Here is a 17,386-nt window from a genome sequence, read left to right as displayed (position 1 = left end):
GCAATCGATTGATGACTGTGTGCTGATATTATTTTAACAGGTTCATAACATATATTGTCCGTTTGTGGTAAAAAGGTTGGTAATTAAAATGCTTATGAATAATATTATAAACTAAGTGTTTGTTGGCGAGTTAGTTTTTGAAATATTATTGTTTTTGAGAGGTGCTTTTAGATAGGTGTTTTTCGGAAAAAAAATAATGAGACTGATCAAATACAATGAATGATTTTATCGTAAAATCATTCACCCATTATAAAATATTAGTTTAGTAAAGCGTACTGATGGAGAAGACCATTAAAAATTTAAATGCGAGAAAAATAACATTAGGAGCAGGTGTACTTTCCGTGTTGCTTCTTGCGTTTGTGTTTATTCCGTTTGGAGAAGAGGGAGCACATTGGACCCTGTTGTTTTTAGGTAAGTTACACCCGTTATTAGTGCACTTACCTATTGGTGTATTAATTGCACTTTTCGTATTGGAATTGGCACAATACTTTTCGCCATCATTGGGCTTGAAGTCAGCTTGTACTTTACTGCTTTGGTTGGCCGTAATCACCTCCATCCCCACTGTAATTGTGGGAGCATTGTTAGCAGGGAGTGGAGGCTATGGCAGTGATGTTATGGTTTGGCATAAATGGTTGGGTTTAGGTACAGCCTTGATAAGTACTTGGCTATTGGCATTGCGTTATGATATTGATGAAAAAGGAAAAACGCTCTCGTCATATAGGCTTTTATTATTGGTAAATATATTGTTCCTAAGTGCAACTGGCCACTATGGAGGTTCATTGACTCATGGCTCCAATTACCTGACTGAAGATTTACCGGAAGAGGTAAGGGCTTTTCTGGGAGACGACCCGTTTGCTTTGGACGGTTTGGTGGCCATGGAAAGCAGCGAGGTAGATGAGACCCTGTCAAAATACGCCTTTGAAAAAGATATTGATCCTATTACCCAGAATTATTGTGTAAGCTGTCATAATGAGGATGAGAAAAAAGGCGGACTTCGCTTGGATGATATTGACCCTGATATGATAAAGGGGCATGATGCTGAAACCTGGAGAGCCATGCTGAACATGGTGAATAGTGGCGAGATGCCTCCAGAAGATGAAGATCAGCTTACAGATGAAGAAAGAAGGGTATTGGTAGATTGGATTACGGCGTCTATCCACCAAGCGGTAGCACAGAAAAAATCTGAACAACAGCCAGTGATCAGAAGATTGACCAAAGATCAGTACAGCAATACATTATCAGAGTTATTATATGTACCGGTAAAATTCGGAGAAGTCCTTCCAGATGATGCGAAGTCAGAGATGGGCTTCAGTAATAATGGGCAGGTGCTTCAAGTGTCACCTTTGCATATAGAGTATTATAAGCAAATAGCACGCGGAGCCCTTGATAAGGCCATTGTTCCAGAAAAGAAGCCAGAAAGCATTCACTACAGGATTAAGTTCGGTAAAGGTATTGGAAAAGGAAAGACTGCAGGAATGATAGGTGGTTATCAAAGTGCGCCGATCAATTCCAATGATTTTATTGTAGAAATTCTAGATGAAAAGGGGCAACCCAAAATAGGAAAAGATAGTGCGAGTAAGGCTGAGTTGGACCGCATTAAAAAGGATATAGGAGTAGGCATGAGAGGCTCTCATGCCGATAGGTATCAAGTAGTGGATGAAGGAATTATTCTTTATTCGGCGCTGCCACATAAAGAAGTTACCCCAAAGTCTTGGCAAGGTCCTTCTCCAAACTTGAAATTGTTGTTTAGAAAGCATTTTCCAGAGCAGGGGAATTTTGAATTGAGAGTAAAAGCTTCGAGAGGATATCAGTGGGAGATACAAAAGGAGGGATTAATCAGTTTAAGAAGTGATGAACCAGCTGAGCATCTACCCGGGGCCATTGTTTTGGAAGCTTCAAAGTCTTTAAAATCTGAAAACCTGGTGAAGGATGGTGATTTCTATAGACCACAAGATTTGACCAACCCAAGTTGGGCAACCTATGAATTCGAAGCGCCAAAAGATGGGTATTATCAAATTGATTTTGAGCATCCTTATGTTGGGGCGGATGGCATGCCTTCCTTGGAAATGAGATTGGATAAGTTTAAGCTTGAAGAGCGTTTCCACTTCATGGAAGACAAAAAGGATCTTGCCAAAATGGTTACACCATTGACCATGGTATATCTTAAAGCAGGCAAGCATAAATTTGCTATAGGAGGGAAATTCTTTACTGGATTCAGTCATGTAACCATCAGTCCGTTTCCAGAAGACCATCCAATAACGGTTCAGTTAAAATCCGAAGCTGATAAAAGCCGTAGGAAGTATGAAAATGATGTGCCAGTCATTAGAACCTTTGCTGGTTCACGAACAGATGACGGTATGGATTATAAAACCTTTGATGAATTCAAGACTGTAAGTTCCAAAGTTGGGGATTTTGAGCATTTGACCTTCAAAGGCAGACTGGAGAACCTTCCGATTCCAATGATCGATACGGTCGAAACCGAGATATTGGCCAATATCATGATTTTGGGACTGTGGAATGATTACTTAGTGAAAGATAATGAAGACTCAGGCCCTCCATTACTGATTAATGAATTGGAGTTTGAAGCACCTTATTATCCTGTTTGGCCGCCAAAGAGCCATACCGAAATCTTTTTCCCTTCTTCCAAGGAGGATGACAAGGAGGCTTATACCAAAGAAGTAGTCAAGAAATTTATGGAGCGGGCATACCGTAAACCAATAGAAGATGCGGATGTTGAACCCTATATGGAGTTCTGGAGAGGAATTAAGGGTGACTATCCACGTTATGAGGATGGGGTCAAGGAAGTTTTGGTTGCAGTATTGTGTTCTCCAAACTTCATTTACCTCGCAGAACCAGAAAAAGAAACTGAAGAGGAAGAGAAGGAGTTCTACCTGGCCTCAAGATTGGCTTACTTCCTATGGGATTCTGCTCCTGATGATGAGCTGCTGGAGCTAGCTGAAGATGAAGACCTTCACAAAGAGCGATATTTGAAAAAGCAGGTGGCAAGAATGGTAAAGGATGACAGAATTTGGAATATGGTGCGGTCTTTCAGTAATGAATGGTTGAGAGTAGATCGTCATGAAGCCATGAGCACCAATGTCAACCAATATGCTGATTATACCCGCTTTGTAAAAAGGGATATGGCGGAAGAAACCTATAATTTCATTCATTATGTTTTACAGCAAGACCTGAGCATAATGAATATGATAGAATCAGATTTTGCCATGCTCAATCAAAATTTGGCAGAATTTTATGGCATTGAAGGGGTAAAAGGGAGCCATTTTAGACCAGTAGCCATCACGCCTGATATGCACAGAGGAGGATTGTTATCCCAAGGTGCCTTCCTGAGTGGGCATTCAGATGGATCCCAGGCCCATCCTATTAAGCGGGCTGTATGGTTAAAAACCAAGATTTTGGGAGATAGGCCTCCGGCCCCGCCACCAAATGTTCCAGAGCTTGATCCTGAAACTCCAGGTTTTGAGGAATTGACCTTGAAGGAACAGTTGTTTGTCCATAGGGACAAGGCAGCTTGTATGGATTGCCATAAAAAGATAGACCCTTATGGAATAGTATTTGAAAACTATAATGCTGTGGGTAGATTCCAAACTGTTGCCAAGGAAAAAGAAATCGATACAAAGGCTGAACTTCCTAATGGAGAGCAGGTTGATGGAATTGATGAAATAAAGTCGTATATTCTGAATATGAAAAAGGATGACTTTACCCGTTCTCTGGTAAAACATTTATTTTCTTATGCCTTGGGCAGGGATGTGACTTTTGTAGATGAAAGGGAAATAGAGGAAATCGTGAGAGAAGTAAGGTCAGATGATTATCGATTCCAATCTGTAATTGAAAATATCGTTTTGAGTCCTTCTTTTAGAGGAGAGCATTAAGTTAAAAGTAACAGTAAAAGAGATTTACAAATTAATTGATACTAAATACTTGGTCTACGTCTATTAGTTTTTTAAGGATAAATCCTAGATCGGGTAAATTTGAAAAGGAATTAATGATAAAGATGAAATAATCATGGGAAAGAAATCTTGGCATTTGGATCGAAGGACATTTTTGAAAGGCTTAGGTGTAAGCTGTATGCTTCCTTATATGGAGGCTATGAGTACTCCTTTGAATAAAGTAGGCTCTATGAGTGAGGCACCAAAAAGACTCTGCTTTGTTTATTTTCCAAACGGTGTTGGTCTTCCTCCAGTAACCAATTATCATCATGAACATTGGAACTGGTTTCCACTTGGTGAAGGAAAGGACTATCGATTTACCAAGACGCTTTCCCCGCTGGAGAGACACCGAAAGGAGATTTCAATTTTGGGAGGATTAAGTCATCCCAAAAGTCGTAGATTGCTCGGCCACCTGGCAGGGGATACTTGGTTGACCGGAGGAGATCTTAGAGGAAGCGAATACAAAAATAATATATCTGTAGATCAGCTGGCGGCACAACATCTTGCCAAGCATACCAGGTATCCTTCTTTGGCCCTGTCTACAGATGGCGGTGTAGGTTATAAATCTAGGGTTTCCACACTCTCTTTTGATCCAAATGGAAGACCGATTCCTTCAGAGCATAGACATAGGGAGATTTTCGAAAGATACTTTGCTCCTGATGGAGGTGCAACCAGTCAAGCAAGAAGGAAAAGCTTGCAGCAAGAACAAAAGATTGTTGATTTAGTGCTGGCTGATAGTAAGCAACTGCAAAGGCGATTGGGTAAAAATGATCAGTTGAAACTGGATGAATACATGAGTTCTTTGAATCAGGTGGAGGAACAGATAAAGCGTAATGAAAAATGGCTTAATGTCCCCATGAAAGAGTTCAATGCGGACCATATCGATTTAAATCCAAATGCTTCTGTAGATCCAGAAAGCTATATTAGGTCTTCTTTTGACTTGATGGTTTTGGGGATGCAAACTGATATCACAAGGGTGATGACCTATATGATGGCCCGTGAGGATGGAATGGGATTTGGTGAAAACTTCCCTAAGTTGGCATTAGGCTTTAAAAATGGTCACCACGCGATCAGTCATGATAAATCCAAGAACCACTGGGTGGAATGGGGCAGTTATGACCAATGGCTAGCCAAGCAGTTCTCTTATTTCTTGGACAAAATGAAAAATACAGAAGATGAGTATGGTTCGTTGCTGAGTAATACTTTAGTCCTTTATGGTTCAGCCTGTAGTAGTACCCATGATGCGGTCAATTATCCTTTGGTTTTGGCTGGAGGAAAAAGTATGGGCGTGAAGCATGGAACTTATACCAAATTTGATGAGCATAGCCCAATGTCCAATTTGTTCGTCAGCATGTTGCATACCATGGGGATTCCAGTGGAAAACTTTTCTGATAGTACAGGGAAATTGGAAACAGATATTTTGGGATAAATATGAAAATATTTTCAATAAAAAAGCCATCCGTTCATACAGATGGCTTTTTCTTTTATGCGGCTGAATTAATTTTTACTTTTCTCTAATTGCTATTTAGTCTTGGGGATATTTAAGGTCAAATCGATCTAGTTTCATGACTTTGTCCCAAGCCGCTGCAAAGTCCTTGATGAATTTTTCCTTTTAGCCATTGCTTGCATAAACCTCAGCCAAGGCCCTTAATTCAGCGTTCGAACCAAAGATAAGATCGGCACGGGTAGCTTTGTATTTTACCTCCCCAGTTTTTCTGTCTTTACCTTCAAAAATCTCTTTGGTATCATCTATTGCTTTCCATTCAGTACTCATGTCCAATAGATTTACAAAGAAGTCATTGCTCAGTTGGTCCTTTTTGCTAGAGAAAGTGCCATAATCCGAATTGTCGTAATTGGCATTTAGAGAGCGCATTCCTCCCAGCAAAACAGTCATCTCAGGAGCGGTTAGGGTGAGTAGCTGTGCTTTTTCTATCAACAGTTCTTCAGTAGAAATTGTATACTGGGTTTTTAAATAATTTCTGAACCCATCGGCCATTGGTTCAAGCATATCAAATGACTCCACATCTGTTTGCTCTGCTAAAGCATCCATACGGCCAGGTGCGAATGGGATATTTACGGGGTGTCCAGCATTGGCAGCTGCTTTTTCTATTGCAGCATCACCTCCAAGTACAATGAGGTCTGCCAAAGAAACTTTTTTAGTACCGGATTTGGCATTAAAGCTTGCTTGGATTTTTTCTAAAGTGGCTAATACTTTTGCTAATTGCTCCGAATTATTTACTTCCCAGTTTCCTTTTTGTCAGCATGACCAAGGTGTTTTTCGGGAGCTATCTCGTCACGAACAACTTGCTTAAGTTCGGTTATTTCAGGGAAACGTCCTTTTGCTTTTCTTGACCAAACTAATTTGTCATTCGCCCAAACTTCAAAAATTCCCCCAGTTCCTGGTGTCAAGGTCAAGTGTTTGATTTCTCCATCAAATGTGCTTAATAATTCTTGGGCCATCCAAGTGGCTCTTAACATCCATCGACATTGGGTACAGTATTTAATTTCTACCTTATTGTTCATGACTATTAGATTGTTTATTTAAAATTAAGGAGCAAAATTGATTTTTTTCTAACCCCTCTATTTTCCTTGATGAAATTTATATAGGAGGTTTCTCTCGGTGTATAATTTGATTAAACTTATTGTCAAATAGCTTAGGTTATTCGGTTAATTGTTTTGTTATTTAATAGGTTTTGTACTGAAAATTTTGTAAATAATATATGTGAGGGAAGGTGTTTTTTTTGGAGTGAAAAATTCTTTTTAGTAGAGTAATGTTAGATCTAAAACCCAAATAGCCATGATCAATGATCCAAATATATTGCGCTTAAAAGTTGCTCCAGTTTTAGGGCATCATAAGTGGGTAGGTGTCATTGCCAAAATGATAAGAGCAATAGCCATAATCGTTTTTTTAGTTCCCTTTGTGTTCAGGCTGTTTGGGGATATTTCTTTGGACATGTATTTTATAATGTTTTTTGGATGTTGGGCAGCTTCATTGTTTATGTTTTTGGGAGCAGAAGTTCTTGAAGTATTGACCGAACCGGGGTATTTTTACTTGAAATAATTTGATTATCTACTCAAGTTCCAGTTTTTTGATAATGAAGATGGTTGGTTTCAGGATAGGGTCTAATTTTAGCGAATTTTTTGTAAATTGGTTTTTATGCTTTAGGTCCAATCTAGCAGCACCTTATAATAATCTTTGCTGTTTTTTTTAATTCAAAATCAGATGAAAGCTTTGTACTAGAAATCATTCATTGGGTGTGAATGACGAAATAAAATTATTTTTTAATAATCACTAATAAAAATCCCAGACGTCATAGGGTATACCTGCTTAATAGGTGTCTATTTATTATTAGGGGAAGTTGACAGGTTAAATTCGGTCAAAATCAGCTGTCTGCTATCGATAATGTCAATGATACCAAAGTTCTACTTCCAAAGTTAGATTTCATTTCCTTACAACTAAATTAATGAATTATGAAAACGAATATCATTTGGCTGTTGCTATTGACAGTGCTTTTCTTCTCTTGTGAGAAGGATCATCTTTGTATCAGGGGTGACGGTAATGTGCGAGAGTATGAATTAGAGGTAGATGATTTTGATGAGATTTCGCTGGTAGGCCCCATAGATCTGGTGATTATACAGGATGAACAGGCTTCTCTAAAGGTTATGGCCGAAGCCCAGTTAATGAATGAGCTGGAGTATAGGGTGAATAATAGTGAGCTAAGAATAGGTTTAGATGGAAACGTTCGCTGCTTAGAAAGCAATAAAGGTATTTTGGTGGTGGCCACATTGCCAAATATCCGAAAAGTGGGCACGGACGGTTTGAGCACAGTAAGCAGTGAAGGAATGCTTGATTTGGAAGAATTGGTCATATCGTCTTATGGAGAATTTCATTTGGAACTTTCTGGTGAGGTAGATAGACAAGTATTGTATGGAGAAGGAAGTGTTGAGGTGTCTAATTTTGGCTTACTGACCCAGGAAACGATAATAGAGATTTCAGGTAGAGGGGATTATGAAGTTTATTGTACTGAGGAATTGTCTATTGATGTGGAAGGTGCTGCAAGGGTGGATTATAAAGGGACCCCTGGGATCAGTCAAAGTGTAGAAGGGTCACTGGACCTTAATAATGCTAATTAGAAAGAGTAAATGATAAAATTATAGTGTGCCAGACACATTGTTCCTTTTTGAGAAGGGGCAATGTGTTTTTTGATTTATGGCTGGTTTATTTCTTTGCATAAAAAATATATGTGGCTAATTTAGCTAAACGTGATTTTTAGGAAATATTTTCAATGGACTTGTTATATTTGATTTTATGAAAATACTTGTAATTGATATCGGAGGATCAAATATTAAAATTTTAGCCACTGGCCAAGAGGAAAGGATAAAGATTCCCTCAGGAAGTGATTTTTCACCTGAGGAAATGATACCCTTGGTTAAGGAACAAGCCTCTAATTGGGATTATGATGTAGTTTCCATGGGCTTCCCTGGAATAGTCAAAAACAATAATATTTTGACAGAGCCCATTAATCTTGGACAAGGATGGGAAACTTATGATTTTGAAGGAGCCTTCGGGTGCCCAATAAAAATTATCAATGATGCAGCCATGCAAGCAGTAGGAAGTTATGAAGGGAAAAAGATGCTCTTTATGGGCTTAGGGACAGGCTTGGGGACTGCCATGGTGGTAAATAATACCGTGATCCCCATGGAAGCGGCTCATTTGCCCTATAAAAAAAGTACTTTTGAATCTTATTTGGGAAAAGCGTATTTCTATAAAAACGGTATTAAAAAATGGGAAAAGCACGTGCATAAATGCGTTAAATATTTCTTTAGTGCTTTTCAGCCAGATGAAATCGTTTTGGGCGGAGGTAATTCCAAACATCTCACCAAGGTGCCTGAGGGATGTCGATTGGGAACGAATAAAAATGCCTTCAAAGGAGGTTTTAGGCTCTGGGAAGAGGATATTAAGTTTTGAAAAAAAAAGAAAGACGTTTTTAGAAGTCTTTCTTTTTGGTATCGGCAACCTAGATATTTAACTGACACTAGAATTGGGTCAATTGCAATTTTTGTAATCTTCTTCAGATTTTGGGTTGGGGAAACTGTCACTTTCATCCTCATCAGGTCTTTTGTGCAGGCATTGGAAATCCTTTTCTATCAAAATCAAGTTTTGATGTTCATCTCCTTCATTCTGAATATAGCGCATGGTGACCTCATCAGATTTAGACCAATTGTCAGAAAGGGATTTAGGAACATAAATTTTAATTTCATTATCAAAGAAATGGGCAGAAATAGAAGGGGTCTTCTCATCTGGGATGAGACTATATGCAAGGCTAAGATTATTTTTCCCTAAGTATAGGTTTTCTGTGACCGAATGGCCTTTACCGATTTCTTTGACTTCAGTTTGGTTTAGGCGAAGCCTGATGGAGTTATTGTTGATCCTAAGTTTCATAATCTATTTGATTATTTTGTAATCAATTTAAATGCAGATTTTGGACTTTCACAAACAGAACAGCAATAATTTGTTGGTAATTTCATAAATGAGGTTCCGGGCAAAATATCTGATTCCGGATCTCCATATTTTTCATCGTAAATGGTCATGCAGTTAGAACACTGGTATTTTTTGTGGTGCTTTTGTTCCGAATTTAAATCCGTTTCATTGTTATCTTGATTTTTTCTCTCTTCCAGCTGGTCATAATATTTATAGCTCAATTCGATAAGTAAAGGGGGGATGGTGTCTATTGGGACATTTTTGGCATAGAAATAATACTCTGAGAGGTTAGGGTTGAAGTCCTTTGAGTACAGAATATTAAATGTGTCCGGTTCATCGGGGTTTTCTTTTTTTGCCTTTTCTATGGCTACTGAAGTAAACAAGGCCATATGTTTGGTTTTTATCGAAAAACTCAAGCCATAGGTACTGATGTCCTGTTTGTCTAAGGCACGCACTAAGTAATTCTTGATATTGAGAGCTTCTTCATCAAGCACGGGCAAGTGCCAATGGAGTTCGAGAGAACTGTGACGAATATTGATGCCAAATTTGCCCAGCAGTTTTTCCCAACTTAATCTATCTTTTTCTGCAATGCCTTTTACGATAATGGACTTCCATGGAGTGATACAAATTTTCCCAATATTGGTTTCCATACATAGTTCACAAAGGGCTTTAAGGAAATTGATGGTGAACTTGTTGTTCCTCCAGTACAGTCCAAGCCAGTACTTTCCACCTACAATCCGGTTCATGCCTTCGTAATAGGGTGAATTGGATTCAGGGTAATCTAACTCTTGTTCTATTGGACTTGTATTGGGGCTGGTTTCAGAAATTACTTTTTGGAAGATTTCTGTATATTTCAAATGGCTTTCTACAGGGTTTAAGTGCTCAATAGCTTTGGCTACTTTGGCCAAGTCATATCCATAAATGAGGACTGGTGCGCACCAAGGTTTTGGATCAATTTCAGAAAATCTCAAGTATAAAAACCAGTAATTATCAATAGGCGATGCCACAAAATTAATATTTCCGGTGAATAGCGGAACTAAACTTTGAACTGGATCAGTGACATTTATTTTAAGCCTTGGCTGATAGTCAAAGGTATCCAGAATATAATGATAAGTATGAGAAGCCAACCAATGGGTGGTGGGCATCACATCCAAGGCGGTATAAGAAGTAACGATATTATGGTATTCCTCACCATCCGTATCATAGGCCGTATTGATGGCATTAAAAGTATCCTCAAGGCTTTGAAGATTTTTGTCTTTGACGGGGAATAGGATGTCCTGACGTGAGCCTAAATGAATATATTTAGTGCCAAGTTCATAGGCTGTGTTGATGGTTTTTAGGAAATCACCCGGGGAGATGATTCCACCTTTTACAAATACCCTTACTAAATCCGCTTTTTGCATTTTGTTATAGCTTTTGCTGTGGTAAAGTTATGGTTTTATCGTTAAGGATGTTGAATTGTGCTGTCCTATTGATGATTTTCCAAATCAGATTTGATATTGATTTAAGTCTGATAGTAAGCTTATCGATTTGTTTTTCAAAGGACCAATTAATAAGCTTATAGGAGTGGATAGCATCATACTTTGACTAGTGCAGGCAATTCTTTTTCAAGGATGCTTTTAACCTCAGGCTTACAGCTGCCGCAGCCAAGTCCAGCACCAGTTTGCTGACAGAGCTGTCTAAATTCGTGACAACCTGACTTTATGGCTTTGCTGATGTTTCCGGTGCCTACATTGCCACAGGAACAGACCATTTCTCCCATTAATTCTTCTTTGGTGGATTTACCACGCAATAATTCTTGACGTTTTTTAGAAAGCTCTGTTTTTTCTTCTATGAGACTTTTGAATTCAGCGAATTCAGATTTATCGCCCATTAAGATGGCTCCGACTAATCGATCCTGGTAAACAATACATTTCTTATAATAGGTCTGCGCAGTATCGATCAATAAGATTTCTTCATAGCCCTCTGCATTAGCAGGTATTTCAGGAATGCCAACGGAACAAAGGTCTAGATCTGCAAACTTAAGGATGTTCATAGGTATAGATCCCTTGTATATGCTCAGCAAATCTCCTGTGATAAACCTTGCTGCTACATCAGCCTGCATTTCAGCCGCTGCAGTGATACCATTTAATTTGCCTTGGTGTTCAGCAATTTCCCCCATGGCAAAGATGGAAGGGTCGCTGGTTTGTAAGTAATCATTTACTTTTATACCTCTTCCGCAATCCAGTCCTGATGATTTGGCCAATTCCATATTGGGACGGGTACCGATGGCATAAACTACTGCATTACAATGAATGGTTTTTCCACTTTTTAAGCTTACTGTAACACTTTTTTCAGCCTCATTACTATCCAGGTGGGATACTTGGTTGTTCATATAGAGCTGCACGCCCATTTCTTCAATTTTTTCACGAAGTAGAGAGCTGGCCATAGGGTCTAGTTGGCGTTCCATCAGTCTCGACCCCAATTGGACAATGGTAACGTCAATATTGATCTCTCGTAGTGCCGCTGCCAGTTCAAGTCCCAATAGTCCCCCTCCAGCAATAAGGACATGTCCTTGATAGTTGAGGTAGGATTTAAGCTGGTCAGCATTTTGTCGGCTTCTCATGGTAAAGATCCCAGGCAAGTGCATAGGGACATCGGCCGGAACAAATGCGCGGCTTCCAGTGGCTAGGATTAAAGTATCATAATGATGGACCAAGCCTTTTTCGTCGGTGACCGTTTTATTCGAACGGTCAATGGATTCAATCCCGTTTTCTATATAGAGTTTGATATTTAGCTTGTTCATTTCCTCCTCGGATTTGAACTTTAGCAAATCTTCCCAAGCTTTATGGCGGTTAACATAATCCGGTAATAGTACCCTATTATAAAAAGGGTATTTCTCCTTGGAAAATACATGAATATCATCGATTTCATTAAACTCCCTATAGCTGTTGATGAAGCGGTAAGCAGCAGCACCAGCGCCTACAATTAGTAGTTTCTGCTTGGGTTTTATGTATTTTTCTACCTGAACGGCCGAGTATTTAAAGTCTGGTTGCTTGGATACTGGGTCGATACCATTCCCTGTCAGGTTATTGGCCCTGGAAAAATCATTTTTTAGAATTTTCCCCCAGTGCATTGGAAGGAATACTACCCCTTTTTTAATTTTTTCACTTACCTGTGCATGAACCCTTACTTCTCCTCTTTTTCCTGAAATAAGGACCGTTTCCCCGTCCTTAATTCCCCTATTTTGTGCATCTTCTGGATGAATTTCCAAAAATGGTGTAGGAATATGCTTGTTAAGTTTAGATACCTTTCCAGTTCTGGTCATGGTGTGCCACTGGTCCCTTATTCTTCCAGTAGTCAAGATTAAAGGGAAATCCTTGTTTGGCTTTTCGGTATCGTTTTTTGGCCCACGGGCCAGTATTTGGGCCCTGCCATTAGGGGTAAAGAATTTTTTGTCAGTAAAGAGCCGTGGAGTTCCTCCTTCATATTTGTTTTTGAAAGGCCACTGTACGGTGCCTTTGCTTTTTAGGTATTCATAATCCAAAGCGGATATGTCGATATTAGTACCTTTGGTCAGCTGGCAATATTCTGCATATACCTCTCCCATGTTTGGAAAATCAAAACCATTGAAATTCATTTTTTTGGCAAAACGAATGAGGATTTCTGCATCGGGGAGGGCTTCACCAGGAGCTTCATTGAATTTGTTGAGATAGCTGATCCTCCTTTCCGAATTGGTCATGGTCCCCTCTTTTTCTCCCCAGCCGGCAGCGGGAAGTACCAAGTCTGCATAAGGGATAGCTTCTGCTTTGCTCGAGATATCTTGGACTACCACAAACTTTGCCTTTTTCATGGCAGCTTCTACTTGTGTAGCATTGGGCATGCTGACCAGAGGATTGGTGCAAATTACCCATAGGGCTTTAATCGAACCATCTTCTAAGCCTTCAAATATTTGGGTAGCGGTTTTGCCGGGCTTGTCCGGAAGACTTTCTACATTCCAGAACTGAGCAACTTCTTCGCGGTGTTCTGGATTGAGCAGATTACGATGAGAAGCCAATAGCGTGGCCATTCCCCCAACTTCCCTTCCTCCCATTGCGTTGGGTTGACCGGTAAGGCTAAATGGTCCAGAGCCTGGTTTGCCAATATTTCCAGTTATCAAGTTAAGATCGATTAAGGCAAGGTTTTTATTGACTCCCTCGGCACTTTGGTTAAGTCCCATTGCCCAAAGAGAAAGGAAACCTTTGGCATTACCAATATAGGAAGCAGCGAGTTTTATATCACTTACGATGATATCGCAGGTCTTAGCAGCTGCTTCAAGACTGGTTTGCATGACCAACTCTTTATAAGCCTCGAAACCATCGGTATGTTGTTTGATAAATTCCAGATCAATATCTCCCTGTTCAATTATACAACGTCCTATGGCCAAATAAAGCGTTTCATCTGTGCCAGGCCTTATTTGAAGATGCAAGTCTGCCAAGGAGCAGCTTTGGGTTACTCTGGGGTCAACGACAATTATTTTGGTGTCAGGGTTTTCTTCCTTGTGCTTTTCTACTCTTCTCCATAGAATAGGGTGGCACCAAGCAGGATTGGCACCAGCCACTAGGAAACAGTCTGCTAATTCGATATCGTCATAGGAGATGGGAACACTGTCTTCTCCCAAGGTTTTTATATAACCCATTACGGCTGAACTCATGCATAGCCGCGAATTGGTGTCTATATTATTGGTTTGAAGATAAGCTTTGGTCAGTTTGTTGACCAAGTAGTATTCTTCTGTAAGGAACTGTCCGGAAACATAAAAAGCTACCGAGTCTGGCCCATGTTTTTTTATAATGGATTTGAATACGGCCGCAGCCCTGTTGAGTGCAGTGTCCCAATCGACTTTTTCCAAAGGGTGGGATTTTCCCCAGCGCATCTGTGGGTAAAGCAGTCGGTCTGATTTATCCTCGACTACATAGTGAAGGTTCATGCCCTTTGAGCAGAGCATGCCCCGGTTTACTGGATGCTCAGGGTCTCCTTCTACTGTAACGCGCCCCTTTTTGTCTTTGTTAACTATGATTCCACAGCCAACTCCACAGTAGGAACAAGTGCTTTTATAACTTTCAGCTTTTGTCGTTGACATCACTCTGGGGTTTAAGTCTTAGCTTTTTGCGTATTCAGGTTGTAATTGTTTCTCCTCTAGAGATTTTTCTAATTCATACTGAGCTACTTTTTCATCTTCAGCAGAGAACCTTACCAGTAATGTACTGGCACTTATAGCCGCCACAGCTATGCCCAATACCGTCAATGCTTCTCCATAGGAAACGCCCTCCATTTTGAAAAGAAATCCAGCCATTACGGCGCCAGCATTTCCGCCAGCTCCAACGATGCCTGAAATGGTACCGATGGCTTTTTTATTGATAAAAGGCACCACAGAGAAGGTAGCACCCTCTGCCATTTGTACGAAGAGACTGAATAGGATCATGGTACCTATGGCCAATGGAAGAATGGTCATTTGGGCGAAGAGGATCAAGGCAAGCCCTTCTATTAAAAGCACTACGCCCAACAGTCCTACACGTCCTTTCAATCCCCACTTGATTCCTGCTTTGTCCCCAAACATACCGCCTACAGAACGGGCAAATAGATTCATTAGACCAAATAAGCCAGCAATCAATCCGGCGGTTTTTATGTCCAATTGAAAATGGTCGTGGTAATAAATGGCTGCAATATTGTTGATGGTCAATTCTATACCGAAGCAAGCACCATAAATCAAGAATAAGGCCCATACCCTGTGGTCGGATACCGCTGCTTTAAAGGCTCCTTTTCCGTCAGCTTTTTTGTTCTTTTTGTAATCCAGGTCCGCTTTGCTTAAATCAGCAATATTTCCTTCTGGAAAGTCAGTGGTCCATTTGTAATAGGCTATACCACATAAGATCATGGCTATTCCTGGTACGATCATGGCGTATCTCCAAGCCTCTGCATCCAAAAATCCTAATGAAACAAATAGGGCGAAAATCATAGGCATTACCATCTGGGTAACTCCACCGCCCATATTACCCCAACCCGCTGAGGTGGCATTGGCTGTGCCCACTACATTCGGAGCAAACATCACAGAGGTGTGGTATTGAGTGATCACAAAGGAAGATCCGATGACTCCAATGGCTAATCGGAACAATAGAAAAGATTCATAACTATTGCTCAGACCGATTAGCATAACAGGTATAGAGCCTAAGGTCAATAGGTAGGTATAAGTAATTCGCGGTCCTATTTTATCAACCAGCCATCCAATGAGCAATCGGGCAATGACGGTGATAGCTACCGAGGCGATGATGATATTGCCTATCTGAGCTTTACTGAGATCCAATTCTTCTCTGACGATTGCCATCAGCGGGGCAATACCAAACCAACCAAAAAAACATAGGAAGAAGGCAAACCAAGAAAGGTGAAAGGCCCTCATCTGTGGGGTTTTAAAATCCAACAACTTGATGGAGGTGGCTTTTGTGGCTACTTTTTTCATATCAATAGTGCGTTAATGGTAAATGTTTTTTCCTCTGGAATATGCTAGCTATAAGTCCCTGGTTTTGGGAAATAAATTTGCTTTACTCGTTTTAATGATTGATCTGATAAAAAGGTCGGCCATTTCTTCTAGGAAATTTTGTCTAGATGAAAGGCCTATACCTTTTCCCGTATAACCGATCTGTCAATCACATCATATTAGACCAATTAATTATTGCCTTTGGGTTAATGCTTGATTACGTATTTATACCTGAAGACAATATGACTGCTTGGTCAGGTTTGTTTTAGGTTTATAGCTTATGACTATTAGCTATTGCGCTTTTCAGAGAGGATCCCAATGCTTTTATTCCTTTTACTGAATAGCGGATCCTCTTCTGATGAGCAGTGTGTGGTTTTCAGTAGGCTACTGAAAACTACTGATGCTAAGGTAAGTGATTAATTTTAAAATAAGTAAAAATACGTAATTAAATTTACGTAAAATTTATTTTTCTACGTAGTTTGACCGGTACGAGGCTATGAATTAAGCTCTCTATTTTGGTTTTGAGTGTATTTGCAATGTGAAGCGTAAAATTATTAAGTATTGACAGTAGGGGGAAATTTGGCCTTGAAGTTTGATCGATACATCAATTATATGAATGTGCTCAAAATAAACTTTAACTTTAAATACTGGTTTTTAACTATCAAAGCCCATTAGGATGAAAAAGGATACACTGAAGTTTTTAGAACAGTTAGCAGCTAATAATAGCAAAGAGTGGATGGATACAAATAGAAATTGGTATCTAGAAGTAAAGGAGGGATTCTTAGGTACTGTGAGAGAAATATTAACAGAACTAAGTAAGGAGGATCCGCGCTTTGCTATCCTAAAGCCAAAGGAATGTATTTTTAGACAAAACAGAGATATAAGATTCAGTGCCAATAAGAATCCCTATAAAAATAATATGGGGGCCTATTTTTCTCCAGGAGGAAAGAAATCTCCAATGCCTGGATATTATTTGCATGTACAGCCTGGAGAGTGTTTTTTGGGAGGAGGGATTTGGATGCCTGCTTCAGATGTGCTTAAGAAAATCAGACAGGAAATTGATTATTCAGGAGCAGAATTAAAAGAGATTATTGAAGAGAAGTCCTTCAAAGATACATTTGGAGAAATAAGAGGGGAAAAACTCAAGACTTCACCAAGGGATTATCCATCAGACCATCCCTTTATAGACTTTCTGAGGATGAAAAGCTTTGTGGTTTCCAAACCTTTGACGGATAAGGAAGCCCTGTCGGATGATCTCGTTAATGTATGTTGTGATAACTATAAGAAGATGAAGGGGTTTAATGAGTTTCTGTCCAGAGCCGTTGATGATGCTGATGGCGGTGAGGGGATATTATAGTTTTATGATTATCCGTTATTACAATAGTAAACTTATTTCTCACAGCCTGTCCGGATTTATCGGGAGATTCCACAGATCTACCTGGCGGAAGACAGGTTTGCACGGAATAA

The 17,386-nt window shown here is 39.8% G+C and carries 11 protein-coding genes and 1 pseudogene; 6 read left to right on the top strand and 6 right to left on the bottom strand.

Annotation, left to right across the window (positions count from 1 at the left end):
* The first annotated feature begins 278 nt into the window (after nucleotides 1-278).
* Nucleotides 279-3,890 (top strand): DUF1592 domain-containing protein, encoded by a 3,612-nt coding sequence (locus tag H7U17_RS15275; RefSeq protein ID WP_186757615.1) that lies wholly within the window; start codon nucleotides 279-281, stop codon nucleotides 3,888-3,890.
* Nucleotides 3,891-4,023: 133 nt separating this feature from the next.
* The gene (locus H7U17_RS15270; protein WP_186757614.1) at nucleotides 4,024-5,376 is read left to right on the top strand and encodes a DUF1552 domain-containing protein; all 1,353 of its coding nucleotides are present in this window, start codon (nucleotides 4,024-4,026) and stop codon (nucleotides 5,374-5,376) included.
* Nucleotides 5,377-5,472: 96 nt separating this feature from the next.
* Here H7U17_RS15270 and H7U17_RS15265 read toward each other — a convergent pair.
* Together H7U17_RS15265 and H7U17_RS15260 are read right to left on the bottom strand one after the other, a co-directional pair.
* Nucleotides 5,473-6,195, bottom strand: a pseudogene (locus tag H7U17_RS15265) (peroxidase family protein); the annotation flags it as partial.
* Nucleotides 6,183-6,470, bottom strand: coding sequence for a SelT/SelW/SelH family protein (locus tag H7U17_RS15260; protein ID WP_186757613.1), 288 nt, complete (start codon nucleotides 6,468-6,470; stop codon nucleotides 6,183-6,185). The pseudogene H7U17_RS15265 and the gene H7U17_RS15260, both read right to left, overlap by 13 nt.
* A gap of 274 nt (nucleotides 6,471-6,744) precedes the next feature.
* Here H7U17_RS15260 and H7U17_RS15255 point away from each other — a divergent pair, with 274 nt between their 5' ends.
* From H7U17_RS15255 to H7U17_RS15245, 3 genes are all read left to right on the top strand, one after another.
* Nucleotides 6,745-7,008 (top strand): hypothetical protein, encoded by a 264-nt coding sequence (locus H7U17_RS15255; protein WP_186757612.1) that lies wholly within the window; start codon nucleotides 6,745-6,747, stop codon nucleotides 7,006-7,008.
* Between the two features lie 410 nt (nucleotides 7,009-7,418).
* The gene (locus H7U17_RS15250) at nucleotides 7,419-8,081 is read left to right on the top strand and encodes a GIN domain-containing protein (protein WP_186757611.1); all 663 of its coding nucleotides are present in this window, start codon (nucleotides 7,419-7,421) and stop codon (nucleotides 8,079-8,081) included.
* Between the two features lie 175 nt (nucleotides 8,082-8,256).
* Nucleotides 8,257-8,916 carry an ROK family protein gene (locus tag H7U17_RS15245; protein WP_186757610.1) on the top strand — a complete coding sequence of 220 codons (660 nt, stop codon included), beginning with the start codon at nucleotides 8,257-8,259 and terminating at the stop codon, nucleotides 8,914-8,916.
* Nucleotides 8,917-8,994: 78 nt separating this feature from the next.
* Here H7U17_RS15245 and H7U17_RS15240 read toward each other — a convergent pair whose 3' ends face one another.
* The 4 genes from H7U17_RS15240 to H7U17_RS15225 form a co-directional block, all read right to left on the bottom strand.
* Nucleotides 8,995-9,390, bottom strand: a complete 396-nt coding sequence (locus tag H7U17_RS15240; RefSeq protein WP_186757609.1) for a DUF7009 family protein — start codon at nucleotides 9,388-9,390, stop codon at nucleotides 8,995-8,997.
* Between the two features lie 11 nt (nucleotides 9,391-9,401).
* Entirely contained in the window at nucleotides 9,402-10,832 is a 1,431-nt protein-coding gene (locus H7U17_RS15235) for a rubredoxin (RefSeq protein ID WP_186757608.1), read from the bottom strand.
* A gap of 173 nt (nucleotides 10,833-11,005) precedes the next feature.
* Nucleotides 11,006-14,527, bottom strand: coding sequence for a nitrate reductase (locus H7U17_RS15230; protein ID WP_186757607.1), 3,522 nt, complete (start codon nucleotides 14,525-14,527; stop codon nucleotides 11,006-11,008).
* Between the two features lie 18 nt (nucleotides 14,528-14,545).
* Nucleotides 14,546-15,901 carry a NarK family nitrate/nitrite MFS transporter gene (locus H7U17_RS15225; protein ID WP_186757606.1) on the bottom strand — a complete coding sequence of 452 codons (1,356 nt, stop codon included), beginning with the start codon at nucleotides 15,899-15,901 and terminating at the stop codon, nucleotides 14,546-14,548.
* A gap of 694 nt (nucleotides 15,902-16,595) precedes the next feature.
* Between H7U17_RS15225 and H7U17_RS15220 the strand changes: the two genes are divergently transcribed.
* Entirely contained in the window at nucleotides 16,596-17,276 is a 681-nt protein-coding gene (locus H7U17_RS15220) for a DUF2461 domain-containing protein (RefSeq protein WP_186757605.1), read from the top strand.
* The last annotated feature ends 110 nt before the right edge of the window (nucleotides 17,277-17,386 follow it).

The organism is Echinicola salinicaeni (genome assembly GCF_014280965.1).
Classification (GTDB): Bacteria; Bacteroidota; Bacteroidia; order Cytophagales; family Cyclobacteriaceae; genus Echinicola; species Echinicola salinicaeni.
Note: the sequence above shows the minus strand (reverse complement) of the source record. Positions and strands in the feature narration are given on the sequence as shown.

Excerpts from the sequence above, each read along its gene's own strand:
- H7U17_RS15275 (WP_186757615.1), top strand. The coding sequence starts at position 279 with ATGGAGAAGACCATTAAAAATTTAAATGCGAGAAAAATAACATTAGGA.
- H7U17_RS15270 (WP_186757614.1), top strand. The coding sequence starts at position 4,024 with ATGGGAAAGAAATCTTGGCATTTGGATCGAAGGACATTTTTGAAAGGC.
- H7U17_RS15260 (WP_186757613.1), bottom strand. The coding sequence starts at position 6,470 with ATGAACAATAAGGTAGAAATTAAATACTGTACCCAATGTCGATGGATG.
- H7U17_RS15255 (WP_186757612.1), top strand. The coding sequence starts at position 6,745 with ATGATCAATGATCCAAATATATTGCGCTTAAAAGTTGCTCCAGTTTTA.
- H7U17_RS15250 (WP_186757611.1), top strand. The coding sequence starts at position 7,419 with ATGAAAACGAATATCATTTGGCTGTTGCTATTGACAGTGCTTTTCTTC.
- H7U17_RS15245 (WP_186757610.1), top strand. The coding sequence starts at position 8,257 with ATGAAAATACTTGTAATTGATATCGGAGGATCAAATATTAAAATTTTA.
- H7U17_RS15240 (WP_186757609.1), bottom strand. The coding sequence starts at position 9,390 with ATGAAACTTAGGATCAACAATAACTCCATCAGGCTTCGCCTAAACCAA.
- H7U17_RS15235 (WP_186757608.1), bottom strand. The coding sequence starts at position 10,832 with ATGCAAAAAGCGGATTTAGTAAGGGTATTTGTAAAAGGTGGAATCATC.
- H7U17_RS15230 (WP_186757607.1), bottom strand. The coding sequence starts at position 14,527 with ATGTCAACGACAAAAGCTGAAAGTTATAAAAGCACTTGTTCCTACTGT.
- H7U17_RS15225 (WP_186757606.1), bottom strand. The coding sequence starts at position 15,901 with ATGAAAAAAGTAGCCACAAAAGCCACCTCCATCAAGTTGTTGGATTTT.
- H7U17_RS15220 (WP_186757605.1), top strand. The coding sequence starts at position 16,596 with ATGAAAAAGGATACACTGAAGTTTTTAGAACAGTTAGCAGCTAATAAT.